Below are 24,324 nucleotides of genomic sequence, written 5' to 3' on the forward strand. Positions count from 1 at the left end.
CGTCAGGGCGCCGGACCGTCCGGACGGCGCCCGCCCCGTCAGCCCTCCCCCGCCTCCAGCACCGCCATCGCCGCGTTGTGTCCCGGCACCCCGCTCACCCCGCCGCCGCGCACCGCGCCCGCGCCGCACAGCAGGACATTGGCGTGCCGGGTCTCCACGCCCCAGCGGCCGGTGCCGTCCTGGGCGTGGGGCCAGGACAGTTCGCGGTGGAAGATGTTGCCGCCGGGCAGCCTGAGGTCGCGTTCCAGGTCCAGCGGGGACCTGGCCTCCAGGCAGGGGCGCCCGTCCGCGTCCGTGGCCAGGCAGTCGGCGAGCGGTTCGGCCAGGTGGGCGTCGAGCCGGGCCAGCGTCGACTTCAGCAGTTCCTCGCGTACGGCGTCGTTGTCCCGCGCGAACAGCCGCGCCGGGGTGTGCAGGCCGAACAGGGTGAGCGTCTGGTACCCCCGCGCGGCCAGGTCAGGGCCGAGGATCGTGGGGTCGGTGAGCGAGTGGCAGTAGATCTCGGAGGGCGGCTCGTCCGGCAGCTCGCCGGCGGCGGCCCGGGCGTACGCGGCGGCCAGTTGCCCGTACCCCTCCGCGACGTGGAAGGTCCCGGCGAACGCCTCGCGCGGGTCGACGGAGGTGTCGCGCAGCCTGGGCAGCCGCTCGAGCAGCATGTTCACCTTGAACTGGGCGCCCTCGGCGGGCGGCGGAGGCGTGTCGCCGGTGAGGGCCGCCAGCTCCTGCGGGGAGGCGTTCACCAGGACGTGCCGGGCGGCGGCGACGCCCTCGCCGTCGGCCGTGCGGTGGGTGACCTCGGCCGTGCGGCCGTCCGTGGCGATGCGGACCGCCTCGTGGCCGGTGGCGATGACCGCGCCGGCGGCGCGCGCCGCGTCGGCCAGCGCGTCGGTGAGCGCCCCCATGCCTCCGACCGGTACGTCCCAGGCACCGGTGCCGCCGCCGATGACGTGGTAGAGGAAGCAGCGGTTCTGCTTGAGCGAGGGGTCGTGGGCGTCGGCGAAGGTGCCGATGAGGGCGTCGGTGAGGACGACACCGCGCACCAGGTCGTCGGCGAAGTGCTCCTCGACGGCGACGCCGATCGGCTCCTCGAAGAGGGCCCGCCAGGCCTCCTCGTCGCCGACGGCGCGGCGCAGCTCCTCGCGGGTGGGCAGCGGCTCGGTGAGGGTCGGGAAGACGCGCCGGGCGACCCGGCCGGTCATGTCGTGGAAGCGCCGCCAGGCCCGGTGCTCGCGGTCGGAGCCGGTCAGCCGGGCGAACGCCTCGCGGGTGCGCCGCTCGCCGCCGCCGACGAGCAGGCCGGTGGACCGTCCGTCGCGTTCCACGGGGGTGTACGAGGAGACGGTCCGGGTGCGCAGCCGGAGGTCGAGCCCGAGGTCGCGGACGATCTTCCCGGGCAACAGGCTGACCAGGTACGAGTACCGGGAGAGCCGGGCGTCGACACCGGTGAAGGGCCGGGTGGACACCGCCGCCCCGCCGGTGTGGTCCAGCCGCTCCAGCACCAGCACCGAGCGCCCGGCCCGGGCGAGGTAGGCGGCGGCGACGAGGCCGTTGTGGCCCCCGCCGACGATGACGGCGTCGTACGTCCGGGACGGCTCGGATGCGGTCATGGTCCTTGGTAGCACGCGGTGATCCGGACCGGCCAGGGGGCGGGTGCCCCCGCCGGGGCGTTCACGTCCTCCCGGCCGCCCGCCGCCGGTGCAGGGCCGCCACGCGGCGGTGCAGCTCGGCGGCCTCGGCGCCGAGGCCCAGTCGCTCCAGGCAGTGGGCCTCGTCGTCGCGGGCGGCGAGGGTGCCGGGGTGGTCCGCGCCGAGAAGGCGTTCGCGGGTCTCGGCCACCCGCCGGTACTCGGTCAGCGCGTCCGCCCAGCGGCCGAGCCAGCCCAGGCCGACGGCGACCTCGCGGCGGCTGACCAGGGTGTCCGGGTGGTCGGCGCCGAGGGCGCGCTCGCGCAGGGCGCACACGTCGCGGGACTCCGCGAGGGCCTCCTCCCAGCGGCCGAGCCGGCCGAGGCTGACGCCGAGGCCGTGCCGGGCGCGCAGGGTCTCGGGGTGGGCGGGCCCCTGGACGCGGGTGCGGTCCTCGACCAGGCCCCGGTAGAGCTCGAGGGCCTCGGGGACGCGGCCGAGCCGGCCCAGGCCGACACCGGTCTCGTAGCGGGCGGCGAGGGTGTCGGCGTGGTCCGGGCCGAGGGCCCTCGCGCGGGCCTCGGCGACCTCGCGGTAGGTCTCCAGGGCCTCGGCCCAGCGGCCCAGCCGGCCCAGGGTGTAGGCGATGTCGTAGCGGGTGACGAGGGTGTCCGGGTGTTCGGGTCCGAGCACCCGGGCGCGGGCGGCGGCCACCTCGCACGCCATGCCGTACGAGTCCTCCAGCCGCCCGAGCCGGCCGAGGTTGAAGGCGAGGTTGTGCCGGCAGCGCAGGGTGTCGGGGTGGTCGGGCCCCATGGTGCGCTCGCGGGCGGCGAGCACCGACAGGTACACCTGGTGGGCGTCGAAGGGGCGGCCCAGCTGGGCGAGGACGTAGGCCATCTCCTGGCGGGCGGCGAGGGTGTCGGGGTGGTCGGCGCCCCGCGTGCGGATCCGCGCCTCGGCCACCTGCTTGTACGCGCGCAGCGCGTCGGCCGCGCGACCGGTGCGGCTGAGGGCGAAGGCGACCTCGTAGCGGCTGGCGAGCGTGTCGGGATGGTCCGGTCCGAGCAGGTGCTCGCGCTCGGCGGCGACCGCGCGGTGCACCTCGCCGGCCTCCGTCCACCGGCCCAGGCGTCCCAGGCTCAGGCCCGCGTTGTGCCGTCCGGCCAGGGCGGTCAGCGCCGGAGGGGACGGGGCGGGGCGCTCGTCCGGTGCGGGTTCCTCGTCGCGGCCGGCCGCGGAGCGCGCGATCCACTCGCCGGACAGGCCGGCCGCGGGGTCCGGGGGCGTGGTGCGCAGTCCGGTGCCGGCCGCCTTGTGCCCGGTGGTCATGCCACGGGTCCAGGACGGCAGCCGGGCCGCCCGCCCCGCCGGTGCGGGCCCGGCCGCGTCCCCCGCCGTCCCGGACTCCTCCCGGGCCGCCACCGCGGCGGGAACGGGCTGCGGCGCGGTCCGCAGCGCCGTGAGGCGGCGGACCACTTCGCGGGCGCTGTCCGGGCGCCCGTCGGGCTCCTTGGCCAGCAGGTCCAGGATGACGCGCTCCAGGCGCTCGGGCAGTTCGGCGCGGTGGCCGCGCGGCGGGCGGGGCGGGGTGTCGCGGTGACCGACGAGGATCGCCCAGGCGTCGTCGAGGTCGAACGGCGGCACCCCGGTGGCGATCTCGTACAGCACGCACCCGAAGGAGTACAGGTCGCTGCGCCGGTCGACCTCCGAGCCGCTGATCTGCTCCGGCGACATGTAGTGCGGGGTGCCCATCGCGACGCCGGTGCCGGTCAGCCGGGAGGTGAAGCCGATGTCGTGGCCGAGGCGGGCGATGCCGAAGTCGCAGATCTTCACCGTGCCGTCGTCCAGCCGCACGATGTTGGCGGGCTTCAGGTCCCGGTGCACGATGCCCTGGTCGTGGGTGTGGGCAAGAGCGTCGGCGACCTGCTCGGCGATGTCCACCACCTCGTCGACCGGCAGCGGGTGCTGCTTGTTGTCCTCCAGGAGCTGGCTGAGGTTACGCCCCTGGAGCAGCTCCATCACCAGGTAGAGCACTCCCTCGGACTCCCCGAAGTCGTGCACGACGGTGATCCCGCGGTGCTGCAGGGCCGCGGCCACCCGGGCCTCGCGGCGGAACCGTTCGCGCAGCACGCGGCCGGCCGACCGCTCGTGCTGCGGGCCGAGCGGTCTGAGGCACTTCACGGCGACCTGCCGCCCCAGTGACTCGTCCCGTGCCCGCCACACCTCGCCCATGCCGCCGCGCCCGATCTCGTCGAGCAGCCGGTACCGGCCGTGGATGAGCCTGCTGTCCCCCATCTCCTGCGCCCGCCCCCGTCGCTGTACGCCGCGCCCTCCCCTGGCTCGTCCAGTATGGCGACGTCTCGCCCGATTTTGTACCGCGCCGGGCGGGCACGCCCCGTCCCGGTCCCCCCGGCACGGCGGGCGTTCCCGGCGGGACGGGGGGGTCCGGTCCGCTCCCCGGGCCGCTCAGTTCAGGGTGGTGAGGAACTCCGTGCAGGCCCGCGCGCAGGCGCGGCAGGCCTCCGCCGTGCGTTCCGTCCCGGGGCAGCCGTCGAACACCTGCGCGCTCTCCAGGCACACCTGCCGGCACCACTCGACCTGGACCCGGATGGTCTCCTCGTCCACCTGGTTCTGCTCGGACAGCACGCGGCAGGTCGCGTCGCACACCTCCGCGCACATGATGCCCTTGCGTCGTACGAGTTCCTGGTTCTCGGCGCCGTCCGGGTCCACGAGACTCGCCCGCGTCGCACAGGCCCGCGCGCACTCGGTGCACGCCTGGGCGCAGGCGAAGCGGTCCTCCAGGAACCGGAACAGCTCCTCCTGAGATGTCGTCGTCACACCGGGCGGGTAGCCGCGGCCCCTGCGGCCAAACCCGGCGTTCCCAGGGTTCCGCACGGTTTCCCGGACCCGCCGCCGGGCACCGGGGCGGCGCCGGAACCGAGGGGGGACGGAGGGGGGACGGACGCCCGGACGCCGGGAACCCCCTCGCCCCGCAGCGCTCCCGCGACGGCTCCCGGCACGCCCGGGCCGGGGCGCACGCCCCGGCGCCGGGGGACGGCCGCGGACGACGGGGGCGCAACCGCCCGACGCGGTCCGCGGGGCCGACCGCACCCGCGCGTCGCGGCCGAGGTGAGCCGGTTCATCGGGAGGACCGGGGGTACCCGCGAGCCATGACGAACACCTCATGGATGCAGACGGCCGATCTCGCCGCAGGCCGCGGCGCCCTGGGCATCGGGCTCGTGGTGGCGGCCGTGGTGGTCGTGGCCCTGCTGATCGGCGCGTTCGCCTTCGGCAGCCGCCGGGTCGCACGCAACCAGGTACGCAGGCCCCGCCCCGAGGAGCAGCCCCGGATGCCCGAGGGCGGGCCGGTCCGCGAGGTCCGGGAGCACCGGGAGCCCGACGAGGTGCCCAGAAGCGACACGCGGCTGACGCCGCACGAGCTGGACGGCCTCGGCAACTCCGGCACCCGCACCGGCGCGCCGCAGGAGCGGCCCCGCTGGGACGAGGGCAGCAGCGGGGGGTTCGGCAGCGGCGGCCCCGGCGGCCGCTGACCGCCCGCACGGCCCCGTCCGCCGCCGCGGCCCCGCCACGTCGTACACAGGGAAGTGAGAACCATGACAGACCCCGCCCGCAACACCCTGCCGCTGCCCGACTACGACCATCTGCCCATCGGCGGCCTGGAGAGCCGGATCCGCTCGCTGTCCGCGGGCGAGATCGAGGAGCTCCTGGCCTACGAGCGCTCGCACGGCGACCGGCTCCCGGTGACCGAGCTGCTGACGGCCCGGCTGGAGCAGTTGCGCGCGGGTGCCGAGCCGACGTCCGGCGATCCGGGCGCCCTGCGCCCCGAGCAGGGCTCGAGCCGGACGGGTTCCCCGGTGTCGCCCGCCACCTCGCCGCAGCCGTTCAGCCCGCCGCCGCACGGCACTCCGGACCAGTTCGGCAAGCCGAAGGGCGACCGCACCTAGGACCGCGGCACCCGGGACCACCGGTCCCGGCCCCCCCCCCGGGGCGGGCCGTGTGCCTTCGACCGCTTTCACGAGGTCGAAGGCACACGGCCCGCCCTTCGTCGTGCCCGGTCCGCCCCCTCCCGCGCCCGGAGTGAGGTGGATCACACGCGTTCGGTGCATCGTTTCGCGGGGTCGTGAGTCTTTGTCTGAGGTGTAAGGGCTTGTTCGGATGCGGGACGGTGGGGATGGAGCGGTTTCGGGCAGACGGCTTCGACGAGTTCGTGGCTGCCCGCTGGTCGGCGCTGCTCCATGTCGCGCGTCTGCTCACCGGCGGCGACCGGCAGCGGGCCGAGGACCTGGTCCAGGAGGCCCTCGTGAAGCTGTGGTTCGCCTGGCCGAAGGTCGCCGAGCAGGCTCCCGAGGCGTACGTCCGCAAGGTGCTCGTCCGGATGGCGGCCCGCTCCGCCCGGCGGCGCTGGTGGGGCGAGCGCCCGGTGGAGGAGCTGCCCGACCGGCCCGAGCCGGGCGACGTGTCCGCGGCCGTGGCGGAACGCTCGCGCCTGGAGGCCGCGCTCGCCGTGCTCTCGCCCCGGCAGCGGGTCGCGGTGGTGCTGCGCTACTACGAGGACCTGCCCGAGACCCAGGTGGCGCAGGCCCTCGGCTGCCCGGTGGGCACCGCCCGGTCCCACGCGTCGCGCGGAGTGGCGCGACTGCGGCAGCTCCTGTCCGACACCGTCAGTCCCGTGGGGTGAGGGGAGAAGCGATGGACGACTTCGAGCGGGAGCTGGCGCGCATGATGCGCGAGGCCCGGCAGCAGGACCCCTTCCGGCCCGAGCACCGGCGCCGCCTGTACGAGGGCGTCCGGGCCCGCCGCCGGGCCCGGACGCTGTGGCGGGCCGGCGGCTCCGCCCTCGCGGTGACCGGGCTCGGCGTCGGGCTCGCCCTGCTGCCCGGCACGGGCCCCGGGCCCGTCGACCGGCCCCTGCCGGCGACCAGCCCGACACCGCCCCCGGCCGTCGCCCCGACGCCCACCGCGTCGGTCCCGGACGCCACCGCGAGCACGTCCCGGCCGGCCACCGCCCCGCCGGCCGCGACCGCGGACGCCGGGACCACGGCCCCGGCCGGCGGCGGCACGCCGACCTCCCTCCCGGCCGGCGCCACGGCCGCCGGGAAGGGGCGGGCGACGCCGGCCCCCACGCCTGCCGTGTCCTCCCCGCCGCCGTCTCCGTCCGCTTCTTCGGAGTCCTCGCGGGAGCCCTCCGTCGCGGCCGGCCACGAGTCGGCCGGCAGCGGTTAGCGACCGCGCCGCCGCCTCGTCCGCGGGCCCCCGGGCCCCGGGCCGTCCACCCGACCACCGCCTCGGGCGACCTCGGCATGCCCCCTCAGGGCCCCGCCGCGCGTCCGCCGGAAAGAGACCGTGCACCCGTCATGAAAACCGTCAGGCGGTCGACGCCGACCGGCCGCCGTACCCCCGCAGCGTCCGCGGACCTGGTGGCCCTGCCGCGCCGCGCACCGCTGCCCGCCCGTCACCCGGAGCCCGTCCTGGACGTGGTCGTCCCCGTGTACAACGAGGAGACCGACCTGGAGCCGTGCGTCCGCCGGCTCCACGCGCACCTGGACGAGACGTTCCCGTACCCGTTCCGGATCACCATCGCCGACAACGCCAGCGTCGACGACACCCCGCGGATCGCCGCGCGCCTGGCGCGCGAACTGCCCGGGACGGACTGGATCCGGCTGGACGAGAAGGGACGCGGCCGGGCCCTGCACACCGCCTGGTCGCAGTCCCGGGCCCCGGTGCTGGCCTACCTGGACGTCGACCTGTCCACCGACCTCGCGGCCCTGCTGCCCCTGGTCGCCCCGCTCATCTCCGGGCACTCGGACATCGCGATCGGCACCCGGCTGGCCCGCGGCTCCCGGGTGGTGCGCGGGCCCAAGCGGGAGATCATCTCCCGCTGCTACAACGGCCTGCTGCGCTCCACCCTCGCCGTGGGCTTCTCCGACGCGCAGTGCGGTTTCAAGGCGGTGCGGCGGGACGTCGCCGAACGGCTGCTGCCCCTGGTCGAGGACCGGGAGTGGTTCTTCGACACGGAGATGCTGGTCATAGCCGAGCGGGCCGGCCTGCGCATCCACGAGGTGCCCGTGGACTGGGTGGACGATCCCGACAGCCGGGTCGACATCCTGGCGACGGCGCTGGCGGACCTGCGCGGCATGGCCCGGCTGGGGCGCGCCCTGGCCGGCGGCCGGCTGCCGCTGACCGCGCTGCGCCGCGTCGACGCGTTCGACGAGGACCCCGAGCTGCCGCCCGGCCTGGTCCGCCAGCTGCTCCGCTTCGCCGCCGTGGGCGTGGCCAGCACGCTGTTCTACCTGCTGCTCTACACCGGGCTGCGGCCCGCGGCGGGCGCCCAGGCCGCCAACGCGCTCGCCCTGCTGATCAGCGCCGTCGCCAACACCGCGGCCAACCGGCGGCTCACCTTCGGGGTGCGCGGCCGCCGCGGAGTGCTCCGCCACCAGCTCAAGGGCATGGCGGCCTTCCTGGTCGGCCTCGCCCTCACCAGCGGCTCCCTGGCCGTCCTGCACCGCACCGCGCCCGACGCCGACCCCCGCGTGGAACTGCTGACGCTGGTCCTCGCCAACCTCGCCGCGACCCTGCTGCGCTTCCTCCTCCTGCGGGCCTGGGTGTTCCCCGGCCACCGCTCCCGCCGTACGACAGGATCCTCCCCCTCATGACCACCGCCGGCACCAGCCAGGCCGCCGCGACCCCGTCCCCCGGCCCCCTGCCCGACGACTCCCCTCCCGCGGCCCCGGGCCCGCGCGAGCGGCTGCGCCGCGCCGCCGTGCACTACGGACCCGTCCTCGCGACCTACGGCGTGCTGAAGCTCGTGGGCTTCGCCGTCTTCATGTACCTGCTGGACTCGGCCGGCGACTTCCGCAAGAAGCACCCGCGCTTCGGCGGCGGCGAGCACCCCTGGGACGTGCTGGGCAGCTGGGACGGCTGGTGGTACCAGCAGATAGTCGTGCACGGCTACGACCCGGCGCTGGAACCGATCCCCGGCGCCACCGGTCTGATCACGCACAAGAGCAACTCGGCGGCGTTCTTCCCGCTCTACCCGGCGCTGATGCGCATGGTCTCGGAGATCACCGGCCTCGGCCCGTACGGCGCGGGCATGACCGTCTCGGTCCTCTTCTCGTTCGTCGCGGCGCTCGGAATCTACGCCGTCACCGCGCGGCTGGGCGGCCGCCGGGCCGGCCTCGTCGCCGTGGGGCTGTGGGCGGTGTGGCCCGGCTCCGGCGCGGAGTGGGCGGTGTACTCGGAGTCCCTGTACACGGCGCTGGCCGCCTGGGCCTGCTACGCCGTGATGACCCGCCGCTGGCTCACCGCCGGGGTGCTGACCTTCACCGCCGGGCTCTCCCGGCCGACCGCCGTCACCCTGGTCGCCGCCCTCGCCGTCGCCGGGCTGCTCGCGGTGTGGCGCCGTCAGGAGGGCATACGCCGGCCGCTGATCGCGGTGGCGATCGCGCCGCTGGGCGTGTTCGGCTACCTGGGCTGGGTGGGGTGGCGGATGGGCGACTGGGGCGGGTACAGCAAGCTCCAGGACGGTGCGTGGGCCCACAAGTTCGACTACGGCCGGCACACCCTGGACGTGCTCACCTCCGTCCCCGTGGGCCACTCGGACTACCTCTTCGCGATGCCCTTCGAGGACATCATCGGGGTCGGGGTGGTGCTGACGGTGCCGGTGCTGACGGTGCTGCTGGCGGGTCTGCGCCCGCCCGCCGTGCTGGTCGTCTACACGGTGCTGTCCTACCTGATGGTCGTCAGCACCCAGCAGTACTTCGGCAACGTCTCCCGCTACCTGCTCCCCCTCTTCCCGCTCTTCATCCCGCCCGCCCTGGCCATGCGCCGCCTGAAGTGGCCCTCGCTGGCCGCGGTGCTGGGCACGGCGGCCCTGGCCTCCGGGTCGTACGCGGGGTACGTCCTGTTCGAACTCGGCGTGCCGTAGGCCGGGACGCGCCGGGAGGCGCCTGCCGTGGCGGCGTTCGCGTCCGCACCGGCCTCCCGGACGTGGGAGGCCGGGAGGCCGGTGTGGAACACCCGCGCCGACGGCGCGGGTGCGGTGGGCCGGGGCCCGTCCGGCGGGTCGTGCCGGACGGGCCCCGGGCCGTTTCTGATGGCTCTTGGATGGTGCCGCAGAGCCTGATGACGATCGCGGCAAACGGCCAGGGTGCCGCTGAAGATGCAGTCACGTCTGTCGTACCCGCCGGCCACTGCACGGTACTGCTTCCACTTGCTGACGCACCGCTCGACGGCACTGCGGCGGCGGTAGTGAGCCTTGTCGGAGGCTGGAGGACGTCCGCCGGCCCGGCCCTTTCGCCGGCGCTTCGCCTGCTGGTCATCGGGCTGGGCGAGGGCCGTCGTGATCCCCCGTCGCCGCAGACAAGCGCGGTTGCCCGAGCTGGAGCACGCCTTGTCACCGCGAACGCGATCCGGTCGGCTGCGTGGTCGGCCCGGCCCGCGCCGCCGGATCCGCAAGCCCTCCAGCACGGGAACGAACATGGGACCATCGCCCTGTCGGCCTGGAGAGGTCTGCCAAGTCAGCGGACGGGCCCGGTCGTCGGCCAATGGATGGACTTTGCTGGTCAGTCCGCCTCTTGAGCGTCCCAACGCCTCACGCCCATCGCTTTCCCCACGTGAACCGCCCCGTTGCCTTCTTCTTGGCCTCGCAAGGAGGCTCCCGGCCTTCGGCCCCGGTATGACTTGAGCCCCCAGTCAAGATGATCGAAAAGGTGGTGTCGCCGGTGCCGGAGGCATGGGCAGACCGCTGATCAGAGGCACGAGCGCCCATCCCTCAACCGGGCACGGCAGTCTCTTCGTAACGTGGATGCCGGCGCGCTGATGCCGCAGGTGAGGCCGGGGAGCAGGCGAGGGCGGGAGCGACGGTCGTGACGGACGAAGCTGACATCGGCGTCCATCCGGGGCTGGGTGTCGGCGAGGGCGAACATCACGCCGCCGCCGTCAATCGCGCTGGGAAGAAGGTGTTCGACAAGCCGCCGCCCAACAGCGAACCAAAACTGCGGGAGCTGTCCGACAAGCTCCAGGCCAAGCACGGGACCGTGCTGATGGTCGTCGACCAGCCGGCCTCCATCGGAGCCCTGCCCCTGGCAGTCGCCCGGGATGCGGGCTGCCAGGTCGCCTACGTGCCCGGCCTGACCATGCGGCGGATCGCCGGTCCTTACCCTGGTGAGGCCAAGACCGATGCCCGTGACGCGTTCGTCATCGCGGACGCTGCCAGAGCGATGCCCCACACCCTGCGGGCGGTCGATCCCGCCGATGAGACGGTCGCCGAGCTCGCGGTGATCGCGGGCTTCGACGACGACCTGGCGGGCGAGTCCACCCGGATCGCCAACCGGCTCCGCGGCCTGCTCACCCCGATCCATCCGTCGCTGGAACGGGTCCTGGGCCCACGGATCCAGCACCCGGCCGTGCTCAGGATGCTGGAGCAGTCCGGTTCCCCGGCCCAGATCCGCAAAGCCGGAAGGCGACGACTGGTCACCCTGACACGGCCGAAGGCACCGCGGATGGCCGAACGACTGGTCGAGGACATCTTCACCGCACTCGACGAACAGACCGTCCGTCGTCCCGGGCACCGACGCGGCCGCGCTGATCGTCCCCAGCCTCGCCAGTTCCCTCCAGTCCGTCCTTGACCAGCGCAGACTCCTCGCTGCAAGGATCGAAGAACTTCTGGAGGCCCACCCTCTCTCCCCGGTCCTGATCTCGATGCCCGGCATCGGGGTCAGGACCGCAGCCCGCATCCTCATCGACGTCGGTGACGGCAGCAGCTTCGCCACCGCCGGCCACCTCGCCGCCTACGCCGGCCTGGCACCCGTGACCAGGGACTCCGGCTCCTCCATTCGCGGTGAACACCCTTCACGACGCGGCAACAAGCAGCTCAAACGGGCCTTCTGCCTCGCCGCGTTCACCTCGCTCTCCCCACCCGAGTCCCGTGCCTACGACGACCGAGAACGCCGCGAAGGGAAACACCACGTCGCAGCCCTCGTCGCACTCGCCCGACGCCGCATCGACGTCCTCTTCGCGATGCTCCGGGACGGCACCTTCTACCGGCCACCCACCCCGGCTACAGCTTGACGAAGCCCATAGGGGCACCTTTTTCGACGGGCTCCGGCCGCGTGCTGGTGCGCGCGAACGACCGTGGAATCGACCGCGACGACCCAGTCCACGTCGTCCTCGTCGTCGGCCTGGGCAAGCAAGGCAGTGCAGACCTTCTTGCAAGTGCCGTCGGTGGCCCACATCCGCAGCCGGTGGTGCCCCCTTCTACGAGCCGAAGCGCCCGGACAGGTCTGTCCACGGCGCCCCGGTGCGGTGCTTGAACGCGATCGCGTCGATCACCTCCCGGTGATCACACCCCCACCCGCCCCGCCGCGGTGCCCGATCCGACAGCAATGAGCTCTTTCCAACCTGACGGTGTCGGCCGCGTGTTGGACGGCGGGCCCTGCCGGCCCGGCCCACCTGCGGTGTGGTGACACCCGTGCTCAGCCTGCCGTCGGGTTCGGCACCGGAATCGCCACCGTGTTCCGCCGCACACGGAAGGCCACCGAGGTTCTGACCGCGCTCGCGCCCAGCCTCGCCGACGCCGTGCAACCAGAGCGCCGGCCGCCCCGTTCGCGTCCCGTTCCGCGGCCGACGGCTCAGGCGATGGCGGCGCCGGCACGACACCCCCCACACCAAGACCGCTGCGTCGGCGAACAGGCCATGGCCGCTCCCAAGCCGACGCCTGCTGCGGAAATTCCGCTGCAGCACCAATCACATCACCGACATCGTGAAGACCGTTCTCGTTCTTCACCACGCGTCAGCGTGAGGTGGGAAAGCGCTCAGTAATACGGACCCGCTCTGCATACCCGGCGCCGAGGCTGCTGCAACTGAGTCCCCGGCGTCGACGACTCCCCGTGTCGCGCCACCGCGATAGAGCCGAGTGGCATCCCGTCGGTGGACGACAGAGACTGGAGCGTGATGGTTCCGTGAGTGCTCGAGGAGCTTGCATGCTGGAGAAGCCTGCCGAGTCCCTGACGGCCGTGCCGGACGAATCTGGAGTATCCAAACACAGGACGCACGGTCTGTCAAAAGGAAACAGCCCGTCGACAGACACGGAAAGGAACCTCGCCGAGGTACTCGCCGGCGTCGTGTGCGTCGAGCAGGTGTCGGTCGACAGTAATTTCTTCGACGACCTCGGGGCCAACTCTTTGGTGATGACGCAATTCTGCGCACGCGTCAGGAAGCGGGCGGATCTACCGCCGGTATCGATAAAGGACATTTACCGTCACCCGACGATCCGCAGCCTGGCGACGGCGGTCACCGATACCGGTACCGACGCCGGAACCGGTATCGCTGCCGCACCCGCGCCTGCCAGCTCGCGGGCCCCGGCACCCCCGGAGGCTGTGAATCCGGCCGGCACACTGCAGTACACCCTCTGCGGAGCGCTGCAGTTCCTGCTCTTCCTGGGATACTCCTTCCTCGCCGCGGTCATCACCGCACGTGGTTATGCATGGGTATCCGCCGGATCGAACGTGACGGACATTTACCTGCGATCGGTCGCCTTCGGCGGCGTCGGATTCATCGGTATGTGCACTTTCCCGATCGTGGCCAAGTGGATCCTTGTCGGCCGATGGAAAGAGCGTGATTTTCCGGTCTGGGGTCTGACTTATCTGCGCTTCTGGACCGTCAAGGTGCTGCTCCACGCCAACCCGATGGTCTTCCTCGTCGGGAACCCCCTGTACGTGCTCTACCTACGGGCACTCGGTGCGCGCATCGGCGCGGGGGTCACGATCCTCTCGCGCAACGTTCCGGTCTGCACCGACCTGCTCACGATCGGTGCCGGCACAATGATCCGCAAGGATTCGTTCTTCCTCTGCTACCGGGCGCACGCCGGCCGCATTCAGACGGGCCCGGTCACCCTTGGCCGGAATGTGTTCGTCGGTGAGAAGACCGTGCTCGACATCGCCACGTCGATGGGCGACGGGGCGCAGCTCGGTCATACGTCATCACTGCACAACGGCCAGGTGGTCCCCCGTGACCAGCGGTGGCACGGATCTCCGGCGCAGCGCACGGAGCTCGACTACGTGCGGGTCCCGCCCGCCAGGTGCGGCACTTTGCGCCGGTTCGGATTCGGCCTCGCCACGGTGGGTCAGCTGTTCTTGCTCTTCGTGCCGTTGGCCGTCGGGGGCCTGTACATGCTGTCGGCGGAACTCCCGGCGCTGAACGACCGGCTGGAACCGGGCACGGCAGGGCCTGTGTCGCCCGAGCTCTGTGTCAATGCGCTGATCGTTTCCTGCGTTCTGTTCTTCGGCTTCGTCGTCGTGGCCGTCGCCGTTCTGTTCACTGCGCCGCGCCTGCTGAATCTGGTCGTCAAGCCGGGCAAGGTGTATCCGCTGTACGGCTTCCACTACTCGACGCATCGGGCGATCGCACGCATCACCAACGTGAAGTTCTTCACGTGGCTCTTCGGTGACAGCTCCTACATCGTCCACTATCTGCGCGGCCTCGGATACGACCTGTCCCGAGTGGAGCAGACCGGGTCCAACTTCGGCACGGAGGTGAAGCACGAGACCCCGTATCTGTGCTCCGTCGGCAACGGCACGATGATCGCCGACGGCCTGTCGATCGTCAATGTCGACTTTTCGGGCACGTCTTTCCGGGTGTCCCGTGCGTCGATCGGACGGCACAACTTCCTCGGGAACAACATCGTGTATCCGTCCGGGGCGAAGACGGGCGACAACTGTCTTCTCGCGACGAAGGTGATGGTCCCGCTCGATGGCGAGGTACGCGAGGGTGTGGGTCTGCTCGGCTCGCCGTGCTTCGAGATCCCCCGGTCGGTGGAGCGCGACTCGCGGTTCGACCATATGCGGACCGGGGCCGAGTTGCGCCGGAATCTCGCTGCCAAGAACCGCTTCAACATCCGGTCGATGGTCCTCTTCCTGCTCGTACGGTGGTTCTTCTTCTTCGTCCTCACGGTGCTCGCCCTCGCGGATGTCGAACTGTACGGCTCCTTCGGACACGTGGCGATCGCGGCGTTCCTGGTGCTCACCCTGGCGTTCACCCCCCTCTATTTCGTACTGGTGGAGCGTGCCGTCGTGGCCTTCCGCGGGCTGCGGCCGCAGTTGTGCTCCATCTACGACCCGTACTTCTGGTGGCACGAGCGTCTGTGGAAGGTTCCTGACGAGTACCTCAACATCTTCAACGGCACCCCTTTCAAGAACGTGATCTGGCGGCTCCTCGGTGTCCGTCTCGGCAGCAGGGTCTTCGACGACGGCTGCTATCTGACGGAGCGGATGCTCACCACCATCGGGAACGACTGCACCCTCAATGCGGGGAGCAAGATCCAATGCCACTCGCAGGAGGACGGCACCTTCAAGTCCGACCGCAGCACGATCGGGGACGGATGCACCATGGGCGTCGGCTCCCACGTCCACTACGGAGTGACGATGGGTGACGGATCGGTACTCGCACCCGACTCCTTCCTCATGAAGGGCGAGGAAGTCCCGCAGCGCGCGCGGTGGGGTGGAAACCCGGCCACGGAGATGAGCGACGCCTCCGGCCGGCCGCCGGCACCGGCGCGGCGGGGGTAGGGCAGGACCATCGTGGTCAAGCCGTCTCGGCCGACCGGGCAGACCGGTCTGCCGACAACGACGACGACAGAGGGGCCGACCTGGTAGGTGGCGACGGACAGGGTGCCACGGCGAGTGGAGAGGGACTGATCGATGGCAACGCGAGGGGCGGACCGGGAATTCTGGCGCGGGGTGCTCGTCACCGGCGGATCCACCACGATCCCTCGGTGGACGCTCCGTCCGGTGACGGGCGTCGACGAGCACGAGGCCACGATTTCGGACGACGTCATGAACGCCTTGCGCCGGTTGGCGGAGGATCTCACGCTGCCTCTCGGCTCCGTGATGCTGGCCGCGCACGCCAAGGTACTCGCCGCGCTGTCGGGCGAGCACGACGTCACGACCGGCTACGTCGCGGAGAAGGGCGGCCGGCCGTTGCCCTGCCGGCTGACGACCGCACCCGCATCGTGGCGGGCGCTCCTGGCCGACGCCCATCGCGTCGCGTCGGAACTGCTGTCGCACAAGGACTTTCCGGTCGACGAGCTCAGGCGCGAGCTGGACCTCACCGAACCGTCGTTCGAGACCGTCCTCTGTCCGAATCCGGCCTTCGGTTCCTGTCCGGTGGGTGTCGCCGGCGATCTCGCCGGCGACACCGTGCTGTGGATGGCGTTCTCCGAGCACAGGGGCCGTCCCACGCTGCGACTGCGGTACCGGACCGACGTACTCGACGCGGACTGCGCCGCCAGGATCGCCGGTTACCACCTCACCGCGCTCGCACTCATCGCAGCGGATCCGGATGCCGAGCACGCGCGGCAGAGCCTGCTTTCCGACGAGGAGCTCCGGTTCCAGCTGGAGGGGCTGTCCGGACCGCGCCGTACCCTGCCGGACGCCCGGATGCACGAGCTGTTCGAACAGCGGGTGAGGCTGCACCCGCATGCCGTCGCGGCCGTGCACGGCGACCGGGAGTGGACCTACCAGGAGCTCAACGCTCGCGCCAACCGGCTGGGACGAGCCCTGTTGGCGCGAGGGCTGCGACGCGAAGGTGTCGTCGCGGTGGTGACCGAGAGGAACCTGGACTGGATGGCCGCGGTCCTCGCGGTCCTCAAGGCCGGAGGCGTGTACCTGCCCGTCGAGCCGCGCTTCCCGGCCGATCGCATCGCGGCCGTGCTCTCCCGCGCCGAGTGCGGGCTCGTGCTCACCGACCCCGGAAGCACCGACTCGCTCGACCAGGCCCTGGATTCGCTACCAGGAGTCCGGAAGCTCCTCATCGGCATGGCGTACGACGAGGGCGATCGCGACGACGACCTGGGCATCACCGTCGCACCGGACCAACTCGCCTACATCTACTTCACCTCCGGCTCCACTGGAGAGCCCAAGGGCGCGATGTGCGAACACGCGGGCATGCTCAACCACCTCTACGCCAAGATCGAGGACCTGGAGCTCGACGAGGGACAGGTGGTCGCCCAGACCGCCCCCCAGTGCTTCGACATTTCGCTGTGGCAACTGTTGTCCGCCCTCCTGGTGGGTGGGCGGACCTTGCTGGTCGAGCAGGAGGTGATCCTGGACGTCCAGCGGTTCGTCGACAGGATCGCCCGCGGTCGGGCCGCCGTGCTCCAAGTCGTGCCGTCATACCTCGAAGTCGTCCTGACGTACCTGGAGCAGCACCCGCGCGAGCTGCCCGCCCTGCGGTGCGTGTCCGTCACCGGTGAGGCGTTGAAGAAGGAGCTCACGCAGCGCTGGTTCGCGGCCGAGCCCGGCATCAAGCTGGTCAACGCCTACGGCTTGACCGAGACCTGCGACGACACCAACCACGAGGTCCTGGACCGGGTGCCGGACCGTGAACGGGTCCCGCTCGGTCCCCCCGTCAGCAATGTGCACGTCTACGTCGTCGACGAGCACCTGTCACCGGTGCCGCTCGGCGCCCCCGGCGAGATCGTCTTCTCCGGCGTCTGCGTCGGCCGTGGATACGTCAACGACCCCGACCGCACCGAGCAGGCCTTCATGCCCGATCCGCACCGCGAGGGAACCCGGCTCTACCGCGGTGGCGACCGCGGCCGCTGGCTGCCCGAGGGCAAGCTGGAGTTCCTCGGACGTCGCGACACCCAGGTCAAGATCCGTGGCTTCAGGATCGAGATCGGCGAGATCGAGAACACCCTGCTGCAGGTGCCCGGCGTCCGCGACGGTGCGGTGGTGGTCGCCGGGCGGCCCGACGGGAGCAAGCGCCTCGTGGCCTTCTACTCCGGCCCGGGGCCGCTTCCCCCGAGGGCCTGCGGGACGGGCTGGGTGCGTCGCTGCCGGCGTACATGGTGCCGTCGGCCTTCCACTGGCGGGAAAGGCTGCCGCTGACCGCCAACGGCAAGATCGACAAGAGGGCACTGGCGGCACTCGCGGAAGAACCGGACCTCGTCGAGGACGACGAAGAAAGTCCCCACGCACCGGGCACGCCGACCGAGCGGCGGCTGGCGGCCGCTTGGGCGGAGGTGCTCGGCATCCCGCGGGCTCAGATCGATCGACGGGCCCATTTCTTCGACCGAGGCGGCACATCGCTGTCAGCCGTACGGCTGGCGATCGCCCTGGACCGCACGGTGTCGCTCAAGGACGTGACCCAGCATCCGGTCCTCGCCGATCTGGCCGCGCTGGTCGACGGCAGGTCCGGTCGGCGTTCCGGGCTGCTTCAGTCGCTGTGCGAACCGGACGGTGCGCCGACCGGTGCCCTGGTGTGCTTCCCCTACGCCGGCGGCAACGCGGTGAACTTCCAGCCGATGGCCAAGGCGCTGCGGGGCAGCGGGATCGCGGTCTACGCCGTTGAACTGCCCGGTCACGACGTGGCCGTCGAGAGCGAGCCCTTCGCGTCGCTGGCGGATGTGGTCGCTCAGGTCGTCGCCGAGATCACCGAACGCGGCCTGTCCGGAGTCCTGCTGTGGGGTCACTCGTCGGGCGCGGCTTTCGCCGTGGAGACGGCCAGGCAGCTGGACGAGCGCGGGGTGGACGTCCGACGGGTCTTCATCGGCGCGCAGTTGCCCGGCGATGCCGCTGACCGGCGCGACGCCGTCACCGAGCTGACCGGGCTGAGCGACGCCGAGATCGCCGCGAGGCTGAGCGCGGACAGCGGCTACGCCGAGCTCCACGAGCTGGACGCACGGCGTGCCGAGCGCATCGGGGCGGCCTACCGGCACGACTGCGTGTCCGCACACCGCTATTTCGCACATCTCCTCGACACTCCCCCGGCGGTGAAACTGTCCGTGCCGGTCACCGTGGTCGTCACCACTGACGACCCGATCACGGCCGATCACCCGCGACGCCACCGCGACTGGGAGCTCCTCGCGGTCCACGTCGACCTGCACGAACTCGCCGAGGGCGGCCATTACTTCCTGCGCAGTCGTCCGGCCGAGGCGGCGCAGGCCGTGCTGCCCGCCGTCGAACTACTGCCTTCTTCCTGAGCGGCACGCACAGCCGCACACCGAAAGGAGAACAGGATGTCCTCCATATCCCCGGCGTCGCTGCTCGAAGAGGTCGAGATCCGACCCGGCCGACCTCCGGTACTGCGGGCCGGGGTCACCGGTGACGCGCCGCGCTGGGCAGCCGAGCACCGGGAGGCGCTGCGCGCCGTCGTCGCCGAGCACGGCTGCGTCCTGATCCGCGGCCTCGGGCTGTGCGACGTGGCCGGGGCCGGTGCCGTCTTCGAGCGGCTGAGCACCGGACTCATGGCCGAGAGGGAGGCCTTCGCGCCCCGGCGGACCTACGCCGACGGCGTGTACTCCTCGGCTCAGTGGCCGCCAAACCAGCCGATGTGCATGCACCACGAACAGAGTTACACGCTCGAGTTCCCCGGTCTGATGCTGTTCGCCTGCCTCGCTGCCCCCCATCAGGGCGGGGCGACCGGAGTGGCTGACGCGGCGGCCGTGCTCGAGGAACTGCCCACCGCGTTGACCGAGCGGTTCGAGCGCGAGGGGTGGCTGCTCACCCGAAGCTACAACGACGGGATCGGGGCGTCCCTCGTCGAGGCGTTCGGCACCGACGAGCGGGACGCTGTCGAGCGTTACTGCCGCGCCAACGCGATCGAGTTCGCATGGCAACCCGACGGGGCCCTGCGCACCAGGCAGCGGCGCAGCGCCGTGGCGCGCCATCCGGTCAGCGGGCGACGCTGCTGGTTCAACCAGGTCGCGTTCCTCAACGAGTGGACCTTGGCCCCCGAGGTCCGCGAGTACCTCGTCGAGGTCTACGGCGCCGACGGGCTGCCGTTCAACACCCGTTTCGGGAGCGGCGACCCGATCGGCGAGGACGTGGTGCAGTTGCTCAACAAGGTCTACGAGACCCACACCGCACGCGAGCCGTGGCAGACCGGCGATCTGATGATCGTCGACAACCTGCGCACCGCGCACAGCCGGGAGCCCTTCGAGGGACCGCGCGACGTACTCGTCGCGATGGCCGACCCGGTGCGTCTGTCCGACTGCTCGCCGGCCTTCGAGGTGACCGCCCGATGACCAGCGTCCCCACCACCGCGACGGCGTCCGCAGCAAGCGGACCGCACACCGTACGACCCTTCGCGGTGATCTCCGGTGCCCAGGTCCAGCAGGTGCTGGAAGGGCGCGAGAAGCAGATCGTCGAGTTGATCGAAGCCACCTACCGGCTGCACGGCGCCGGTGACTCGGTGAACCCGCCGTCGTACTTCCTGCGTTTCCCCGACCGCCCGACCTCCCGGATCATCGCGCTGCCGGCCTCGATCGGCGGGCACCTACGGGTGGACGGCGTAAAGTGGATCTCCAGCTTCCCGGAGAACGTTCAGGCCGGTATCCCGAGGGCGTCCGCCGTGCTGATCCTCAACGACCGGGACACCGGCTACCCGTTCGCCTGCCTGGAGAGTTCCATCATCAGCGCCACCAGGACGGCCGCGTCCGCGGTGCTGGCCGCGGACCGGCTCAGCCGGAACCGGCCACGGCCCATGCGCGTCGGGTTCTTCGGAACGGGCCTGATCGCCCGCTACATCCACACGTTCCTGGCCGGCAACGACTGGTCGTTCGACGAGACGGGCGTACACGACCTGGCCGCCGACAGCGCGGCCGGGTTCCGCCGCTACCTCGAGCAGTCGGGCACCACGGGCCGGATCACGGTGCACCACAGCGCCGAGGAGCTGATCCGTGGCAGCGACCTGGTGGTCTTCGCCACCGTCGCCGGTGAACCGCACGTCAGCGATCCCGCGTGGTTCTCGCACAATCCCGTGGTTCTGCACGTGTCCCTGCGCGACCTCGCGCCGGAGGTCGTTCTCGCCTCGGCCAACATCGTGGATGACGTCGAGCACTGCCTGAAGGCCGACACCTCGCCCCATCTGGCCGAGCAGCTCACGGGCAGCCGGGACTTCCTGCACGGCACGTTGGTCGACGTGATGGCCGGGCGGGTGACGGTGCCGGCGGACCGACCGGTGGTGTTCTCGCCCTTCGGCCTCGGGGTGCTCGACCTCGCGGTCGGGAAGTACGTCTACGACGCAATGGTCCGCTCCGGAGAACTGCACGTCATCGACAACTTCTTCCACGAACTGAGCCGTTACGGATGACCGTCCGCGAGGGCCCTGCCGCAGTGAGGAGGAGACCGCCATGCCCGTCATATCCGCTCCCCATGCCTTCAACGAGTCCCAGCTCTATGTCGACCTTGAGCCCATCCTCGGGCGCTCCCTGCTCCTGAAGTGCGAGGGCTTCAACTTCGCTGGCTCGATCAAGCTGAAGGCCGCGACCGAGATGGTGGAGACCGCCGAGCGAGACGGAGACCTCAAGCCGGATTCGATCCTGGTCGAATCCTCGTCCGGCAACCTCGGCGTAGCGCTGAGCATGATCGCGGCGAGCAAGGGCTACCGGTTCCTGTGCGTGACGGACTCCCGCTGCAACCTGTCGACCAGGCTCCTGATGGAGGCATTGGGCAGCCAGGTGCACACCATCGCCGGCCTGGACGCCAAAGGCGGCTTCCTGGGCGCGCGGATCGACTACGTCCGTGCGCTGTGCGATTCCGATGACCGGTACGTGTGGCTCAGTCAGTACACCAATCCGAGCAACTGGAAGGCGCACTACCGCAAGACGGGGCCGGAAATCGCCCAGCACTTCCCGCACCTGGACGTACTGTTCATCGGCGCCGGGACCACCGGGACCCTGATGGGCTGCGCACGCTACTTCCGCCAGTGGCACCGGCCGGTACGGATCGTCGCAGTGGACAGCGTCGGTTCGGTGACCTTCGGTGGTCCGCCGGGCCGCCGCATGATACCCGGACTCGGCATGAGCATGCCTCCGCCGCTACTCGACGAGTCCTACGTGGATGAGGTGATACGCGTCGAGGAGACGGACACCATCCGTGCGTGCCATCGCCTGGCCAGAAGCGGGTTCCTCTTCGGCGGCTCCACCGGCACGGTCGTCAGCGGCGCGGTGCGTTGGCTGGACGACCGTGACACGCGTGGACTCACCGCGGTGGCCATCGCCCCGGATCTCGGCGAGCGCTACCTCGACACTATCTACCAATCCAATTGGCTGCACGATCTTTACGGCGATGACGTGCTCGACCCCGATGAAACGGCCGACGGTCCCCGGGCAGCCGGCCCCGTGCCCACGTTCCAGGAGAGCCGCCCACCGCACCCGCCCGCAAGCCGGCGACGGCGACGGTGACGAACACCGTCTCGTAGCGGAGGGAGTGCCGCGTGCGCGTTCCTTCCCAGCCCCGGAAGTCTTCGGCGGGTGACGCGAGGAAGGCGTCGAGACCGTCGCCGTCCCAGGTCTCCACCGAGGTTCCGACACTTCCCCAGGGTCCGCGGGCCCTGATGAGGAAGTCGAGTGCGGGTTCGTCCTCGTACCGCCGGGTCGGCTCCGGGAGCAGCAGGCGTGCGGGGCCCGGAGTTCCCCACCTGGACCACAGGGCGGCCGGAGTCGTTCCGAGACCTTCGTCCACGTCAGCGTCCCACCTGCTGACGGGAGCTTGCCGTGAATGGCACCGTCGTCCTCCTCACCACCGCGCTCGTGCTCGTCGTCGCGGTGCCGGCCGCCGCCGGCGCGGGCGGGCTCGCCCGCCTGGGCGGCGCCACCTACCCCGTCGCCCTCACCCGCGCCGCCACCGCCTTTGCCGCAGTCCTTGCCCTCGTCGCCGCGGTGGCCGGCGCGCTCGCCGGCCTTCTCACCTGATCCGGCTCACTGCTCGCTGGCGGACAGCGAAGTCCAGGTGGAACGGGCAGAATTGGCGCTGATGCGCCCCGGCTCGATCCTGCTGAACACCTCCCGAGGCGGAATCGTCGACGAGCAAGCCCCGGCTGACGCACTACGCGACCCGGCCCACCCCTGACGGCCGCCGCCGTCGACACCTTCGCCCACGAGCACGCCGCCTTCACCTGCCCGTTGTTCGGCCTGTCCAACGCCCTGCTCACTCCGCACGTCGCCGGGATGGCCCGACGTGCCATGGCCGAGGCCGCCCTCCGCTGCGCCGACCGCATCGCAGCGCTGCTCGCCGGCCGCCCGGACGGCGTCCCCGTGGTGACGCCGTGACGCCTGCGGTCGGCAGGTGACAGCCCGGCAACACCCCCACCTCCCGGGAAGGACAAGTGCCAAGGAGAGGACCGTCTGGAGGGGTCTTGCTCTTCGGTCTGGCTTTGTTCACGGGTAACGGTTCCGGCTCAACTTCTGGAAGCAGTCACTGAGTGTTGCAGGCCGGTGAGGTGAACGGGTGGGGCTGGGCGCCGTTCGGGTGCGACAAGGAGATCGACGGGCCAGGGGGATCGGTTCCTGTCACGGTCGGCGAGTCGCTTGCCGGACGGAAGGGGTTTCGCGCTCCGCAGCAAAGCGAAGGACCGCCAGGGCAGGCCTGGTTGAGCCTGAACGCGGCGCGCCCTCGCTCTGCCGGCCCTGCGGCGGCGTCCGCGTACTGGGTGGCGGCGGGCCTCCGGCCGTGCGACCGCACGAAAAAGGCCCGGCCCGCCACCACGGCGGGGGCGACGGACCGGACCCGCGGACACGGTGTCATGCCCGTCCTCGGCGTGCCGGGTCTGTGGGAGAAGTCACCGTGGAAAGGTTCGGTCGTCGCTATCGGGGCCTCGGGCGGTCCGGTGTGCGGTCGTCTTGCGGAGTGTGTGCTACGGGCCGCGGTCCTGGCGGCGTCCCTCAGCCCCAGCGAAGCCGAGGTGTATCGCGGCAGTCGGCCTACGAAGGCACAGCTCTGTGTGAAGCTTTCCCCATGACTCACCCGCGTGAAGAAATCAGGGCCAGGCTGCAGACCGATCGCCCGCACTCCGCCCGTGTCTGGAATTACCTGCTGGGAGGCAAGGACAACTACCCTGTCGACAGCGAGGCCGGTGAGGTCGTCCTGAAGACCTTCCCGGAGTTCGCCGCCGTCGCGCGGCTGCAGCGGAGGTTCCTCGCGCGCGCTGTGCGCTTCCTCGCGAGCGAGGCCGGTGTCCGCCAGTTCCTCGACATCGGCACCGGACTGCCCACCGCCGACAACACACACGAACTGGCCCAGCGCATCGCGCCGGAGAGCCGCATTGTGTACGTCGACAACGACCCCCTCGTCCTGGTGCACGCGCAGGCCCTGCTCACCAGCAGCACCGAGGGCGCCTGCGCCTACATCGACGCCGACGTCAGGGACCCGGAACGCATCCTCGCCGAAGCAGCGAAGACTCTGGACCTCAGCCGCCCGGTCGCCCTGACCATGCTGGGCATCATGGGGCAGATCTCCGACGCCGAGCGCCCCGCCGACCTGGTGAGCAGGCTGATGTCGGCCCTGCCCTCGGGCAGCTACCTGGCCCTGAGTGACGGCACGAACACCAACGAGGCCCTCAACACCGCGGTCGGGGTCTACAACGGGCAGTCGGCCAACACCTACCACCTGCGATCGCCACAGGAGATCGCCTCCTTCTTCACCGGATTGGAGCTGGTGGAGCCGGGGGTCGTGGCCACGGCCGCCTGGCGGCCGGACGCCGACCGGGCCGAGGAGGACACAGCCGATGTCTCCGTCTGCGGTGTCGCGGTCAAGAAGTGACCCGGCCTGCCGCTCGGGTAGTCCCGCGGAGGCTGTGGGTGCCGATAAACCATCCGGTCAGGTCAGAAGCTTGATCGTCGGCGCCAAGGCTTCCGTGCCGCCTAACCGCTCGCGCCCGTGCCGTGCACGCGGACGA

General features: G+C 71.5%; 17 protein-coding genes and 3 pseudogenes. 16 read left to right on the forward strand and 4 right to left on the reverse strand.

Translation table 11 applies throughout. From position 1 onward, the window contains the following. Positions 1 to 38: 38 nt before the first annotated feature. The 3 genes from GL259_RS05535 to GL259_RS05545 all read right to left on the reverse strand — a co-directional run bounded on the left by GL259_RS05535 (position 39) and on the right by GL259_RS05545 (position 4,467). Positions 39 to 1,607: an NAD(P)/FAD-dependent oxidoreductase gene (locus tag GL259_RS05535; RefSeq protein WP_159529722.1), complete on the reverse strand. Its 1,569-nt coding sequence runs from the start codon at positions 1,605 to 1,607 to the stop codon at positions 39 to 41. A gap of 61 nt (positions 1,608 to 1,668) precedes the next feature. Then, the gene (locus tag GL259_RS05540; RefSeq protein WP_159529724.1) at positions 1,669 to 3,924 is read right to left on the reverse strand and encodes a serine/threonine-protein kinase; all 2,256 of its coding nucleotides are present in this window, start codon (positions 3,922 to 3,924) and stop codon (positions 1,669 to 1,671) included. A gap of 171 nt (positions 3,925 to 4,095) precedes the next feature. Beyond that, positions 4,096 to 4,467, reverse strand: a complete 372-nt coding sequence (locus GL259_RS05545; protein WP_159529726.1) for a ferredoxin — start codon at positions 4,465 to 4,467, stop codon at positions 4,096 to 4,098. A 332-nt stretch (positions 4,468 to 4,799) separates the two neighbouring features. On the opposite strand from GL259_RS05545, the gene GL259_RS05550 reads away from it, so the two are divergent. The 12 genes and pseudogenes from GL259_RS05550 (at position 4,800) to sbnA (ending at position 21,832) form a co-directional block, all read left to right on the forward strand. Continuing rightward, a complete protein-coding gene (locus GL259_RS05550; RefSeq protein WP_159529728.1) occupies positions 4,800 to 5,180 on the forward strand; it encodes a DUF6479 family protein in 381 nt (126 codons plus the stop codon). A gap of 63 nt (positions 5,181 to 5,243) precedes the next feature. Then, positions 5,244 to 5,594, forward strand: coding sequence for a hypothetical protein (locus GL259_RS05555; RefSeq protein ID WP_159529730.1), 351 nt, complete (start codon positions 5,244 to 5,246; stop codon positions 5,592 to 5,594). A 227-nt stretch (positions 5,595 to 5,821) separates the two neighbouring features. Continuing rightward, positions 5,822 to 6,328 carry a SigE family RNA polymerase sigma factor gene (locus GL259_RS05560; protein ID WP_159529732.1) on the forward strand — a complete coding sequence of 169 codons (507 nt, stop codon included), beginning with the start codon at positions 5,822 to 5,824 and terminating at the stop codon, positions 6,326 to 6,328. Between the two features lie 11 nt (positions 6,329 to 6,339). Further along, entirely contained in the window at positions 6,340 to 6,873 is a 534-nt protein-coding gene (locus GL259_RS37970) for a cellulase (RefSeq protein WP_208026440.1), read from the forward strand. A gap of 131 nt (positions 6,874 to 7,004) precedes the next feature. Beyond that, positions 7,005 to 8,303: a bifunctional glycosyltransferase family 2/GtrA family protein gene (locus GL259_RS05570; RefSeq protein WP_159529734.1), complete on the forward strand. Its 1,299-nt coding sequence runs from the start codon at positions 7,005 to 7,007 to the stop codon at positions 8,301 to 8,303. Then, positions 8,300 to 9,574: a glycosyltransferase family 39 protein gene (locus GL259_RS05575; protein ID WP_159529736.1), complete on the forward strand. Its 1,275-nt coding sequence runs from the start codon at positions 8,300 to 8,302 to the stop codon at positions 9,572 to 9,574. Before GL259_RS05570 ends, GL259_RS05575 begins: the two co-directional genes overlap by 4 nt. A gap of 940 nt (positions 9,575 to 10,514) precedes the next feature. Further along, a pseudogene (locus tag GL259_RS05585) lies at positions 10,515 to 11,718 on the forward strand (IS110 family transposase). Positions 11,719 to 12,629: 911 nt separating this feature from the next. After that, complete coding sequence (locus GL259_RS05590) at positions 12,630 to 15,212, forward strand: Pls/PosA family non-ribosomal peptide synthetase (protein WP_159529740.1); 2,583 nt, start codon at positions 12,630 to 12,632, stop codon at positions 15,210 to 15,212. 132 nt (positions 15,213 to 15,344) lie between these two features. Beyond that, a pseudogene (locus tag GL259_RS05595) lies at positions 15,345 to 18,628 on the forward strand (amino acid adenylation domain-containing protein). A 36-nt stretch (positions 18,629 to 18,664) separates the two neighbouring features. Beyond that, complete coding sequence (locus GL259_RS05600; protein WP_159529742.1) at positions 18,665 to 19,672, forward strand: TauD/TfdA family dioxygenase; 1,008 nt, start codon at positions 18,665 to 18,667, stop codon at positions 19,670 to 19,672. After that, on the forward strand, positions 19,669 to 20,739 hold the full coding sequence (gene sbnB / locus GL259_RS05605; RefSeq protein WP_159529744.1) for a 2,3-diaminopropionate biosynthesis protein SbnB: 1,071 nt from the start codon (positions 19,669 to 19,671) through the stop codon (positions 20,737 to 20,739). Before GL259_RS05600 ends, sbnB begins: the two co-directional genes overlap by 4 nt. A 40-nt stretch (positions 20,740 to 20,779) precedes the next feature. Then, positions 20,780 to 21,832 carry a 2,3-diaminopropionate biosynthesis protein SbnA gene (gene sbnA, locus GL259_RS05610; RefSeq protein ID WP_159529746.1) on the forward strand — a complete coding sequence of 351 codons (1,053 nt, stop codon included), beginning with the start codon at positions 20,780 to 20,782 and terminating at the stop codon, positions 21,830 to 21,832. 70 nt (positions 21,833 to 21,902) lie between these two features. Here the strand turns inward: sbnA and GL259_RS38570 are convergent. After that, positions 21,903 to 22,112 (reverse strand): annotated as a pseudogene (locus GL259_RS38570) (hypothetical protein); the annotation flags it as partial. Between the two features lie 32 nt (positions 22,113 to 22,144). On the opposite strand from GL259_RS38570, the gene GL259_RS05615 reads away from it, so the two are divergent. The 4 genes from GL259_RS05615 (at position 22,145) to GL259_RS05625 (ending at position 24,188) form a co-directional block, all read left to right on the forward strand. After that, complete coding sequence (locus GL259_RS05615; protein WP_159529748.1) at positions 22,145 to 22,342, forward strand: hypothetical protein; 198 nt, start codon at positions 22,145 to 22,147, stop codon at positions 22,340 to 22,342. 61 nt (positions 22,343 to 22,403) lie between these two features. Next, a complete protein-coding gene (locus GL259_RS38575) occupies positions 22,404 to 22,499 on the forward strand; it encodes an NAD(P)-dependent oxidoreductase (protein ID WP_243762544.1) in 96 nt (31 codons plus the stop codon). 53 nt (positions 22,500 to 22,552) lie between these two features. After that, positions 22,553 to 22,699 (forward strand): hypothetical protein, encoded by a 147-nt coding sequence (locus GL259_RS38580; RefSeq protein WP_243762257.1) that lies wholly within the window; start codon positions 22,553 to 22,555, stop codon positions 22,697 to 22,699. A gap of 685 nt (positions 22,700 to 23,384) precedes the next feature. Then, on the forward strand, positions 23,385 to 24,188 hold the full coding sequence (locus tag GL259_RS05625) for an SAM-dependent methyltransferase (protein ID WP_159529750.1): 804 nt from the start codon (positions 23,385 to 23,387) through the stop codon (positions 24,186 to 24,188). The last annotated feature ends 136 nt before the right edge of the window (positions 24,189 to 24,324 follow it).

The sequence above is a fragment of the Streptomyces sp. Tu 3180 genome (genome assembly GCF_009852415.1).
Classification (GTDB): domain Bacteria; phylum Actinomycetota; class Actinomycetes; order Streptomycetales; family Streptomycetaceae; genus Streptomyces.

Excerpts from the sequence above, each read along its gene's own strand:
- GL259_RS05535 (WP_159529722.1), bottom strand. The coding sequence starts at position 1,607 with ATGACCGCATCCGAGCCGTCCCGGACGTACGACGCCGTCATCGTCGGC.
- GL259_RS05540 (WP_159529724.1), bottom strand. The coding sequence starts at position 3,924 with ATGGGGGACAGCAGGCTCATCCACGGCCGGTACCGGCTGCTCGACGAG.
- GL259_RS05550 (WP_159529728.1), top strand. The coding sequence starts at position 4,800 with ATGACGAACACCTCATGGATGCAGACGGCCGATCTCGCCGCAGGCCGC.
- GL259_RS05555 (WP_159529730.1), top strand. The coding sequence starts at position 5,244 with ATGACAGACCCCGCCCGCAACACCCTGCCGCTGCCCGACTACGACCAT.
- GL259_RS05560 (WP_159529732.1), top strand. The coding sequence starts at position 5,822 with ATGGAGCGGTTTCGGGCAGACGGCTTCGACGAGTTCGTGGCTGCCCGC.
- GL259_RS37970 (WP_208026440.1), top strand. The coding sequence starts at position 6,340 with ATGGACGACTTCGAGCGGGAGCTGGCGCGCATGATGCGCGAGGCCCGG.
- GL259_RS05570 (WP_159529734.1), top strand. The coding sequence starts at position 7,005 with ATGAAAACCGTCAGGCGGTCGACGCCGACCGGCCGCCGTACCCCCGCA.
- GL259_RS05575 (WP_159529736.1), top strand. The coding sequence starts at position 8,300 with ATGACCACCGCCGGCACCAGCCAGGCCGCCGCGACCCCGTCCCCCGGC.
- GL259_RS05590 (WP_159529740.1), top strand. The coding sequence starts at position 12,630 with ATGCTGGAGAAGCCTGCCGAGTCCCTGACGGCCGTGCCGGACGAATCT.
- GL259_RS05600 (WP_159529742.1), top strand. The coding sequence starts at position 18,665 with ATGTCCTCCATATCCCCGGCGTCGCTGCTCGAAGAGGTCGAGATCCGA.
- sbnB (WP_159529744.1), top strand. The coding sequence starts at position 19,669 with ATGACCAGCGTCCCCACCACCGCGACGGCGTCCGCAGCAAGCGGACCG.
- sbnA (WP_159529746.1), top strand. The coding sequence starts at position 20,780 with ATGCCCGTCATATCCGCTCCCCATGCCTTCAACGAGTCCCAGCTCTAT.
- GL259_RS38575 (WP_243762544.1), top strand. The coding sequence starts at position 22,404 with ATGCGCCCCGGCTCGATCCTGCTGAACACCTCCCGAGGCGGAATCGTC.
- GL259_RS05625 (WP_159529750.1), top strand. The coding sequence starts at position 23,385 with ATGACTCACCCGCGTGAAGAAATCAGGGCCAGGCTGCAGACCGATCGC.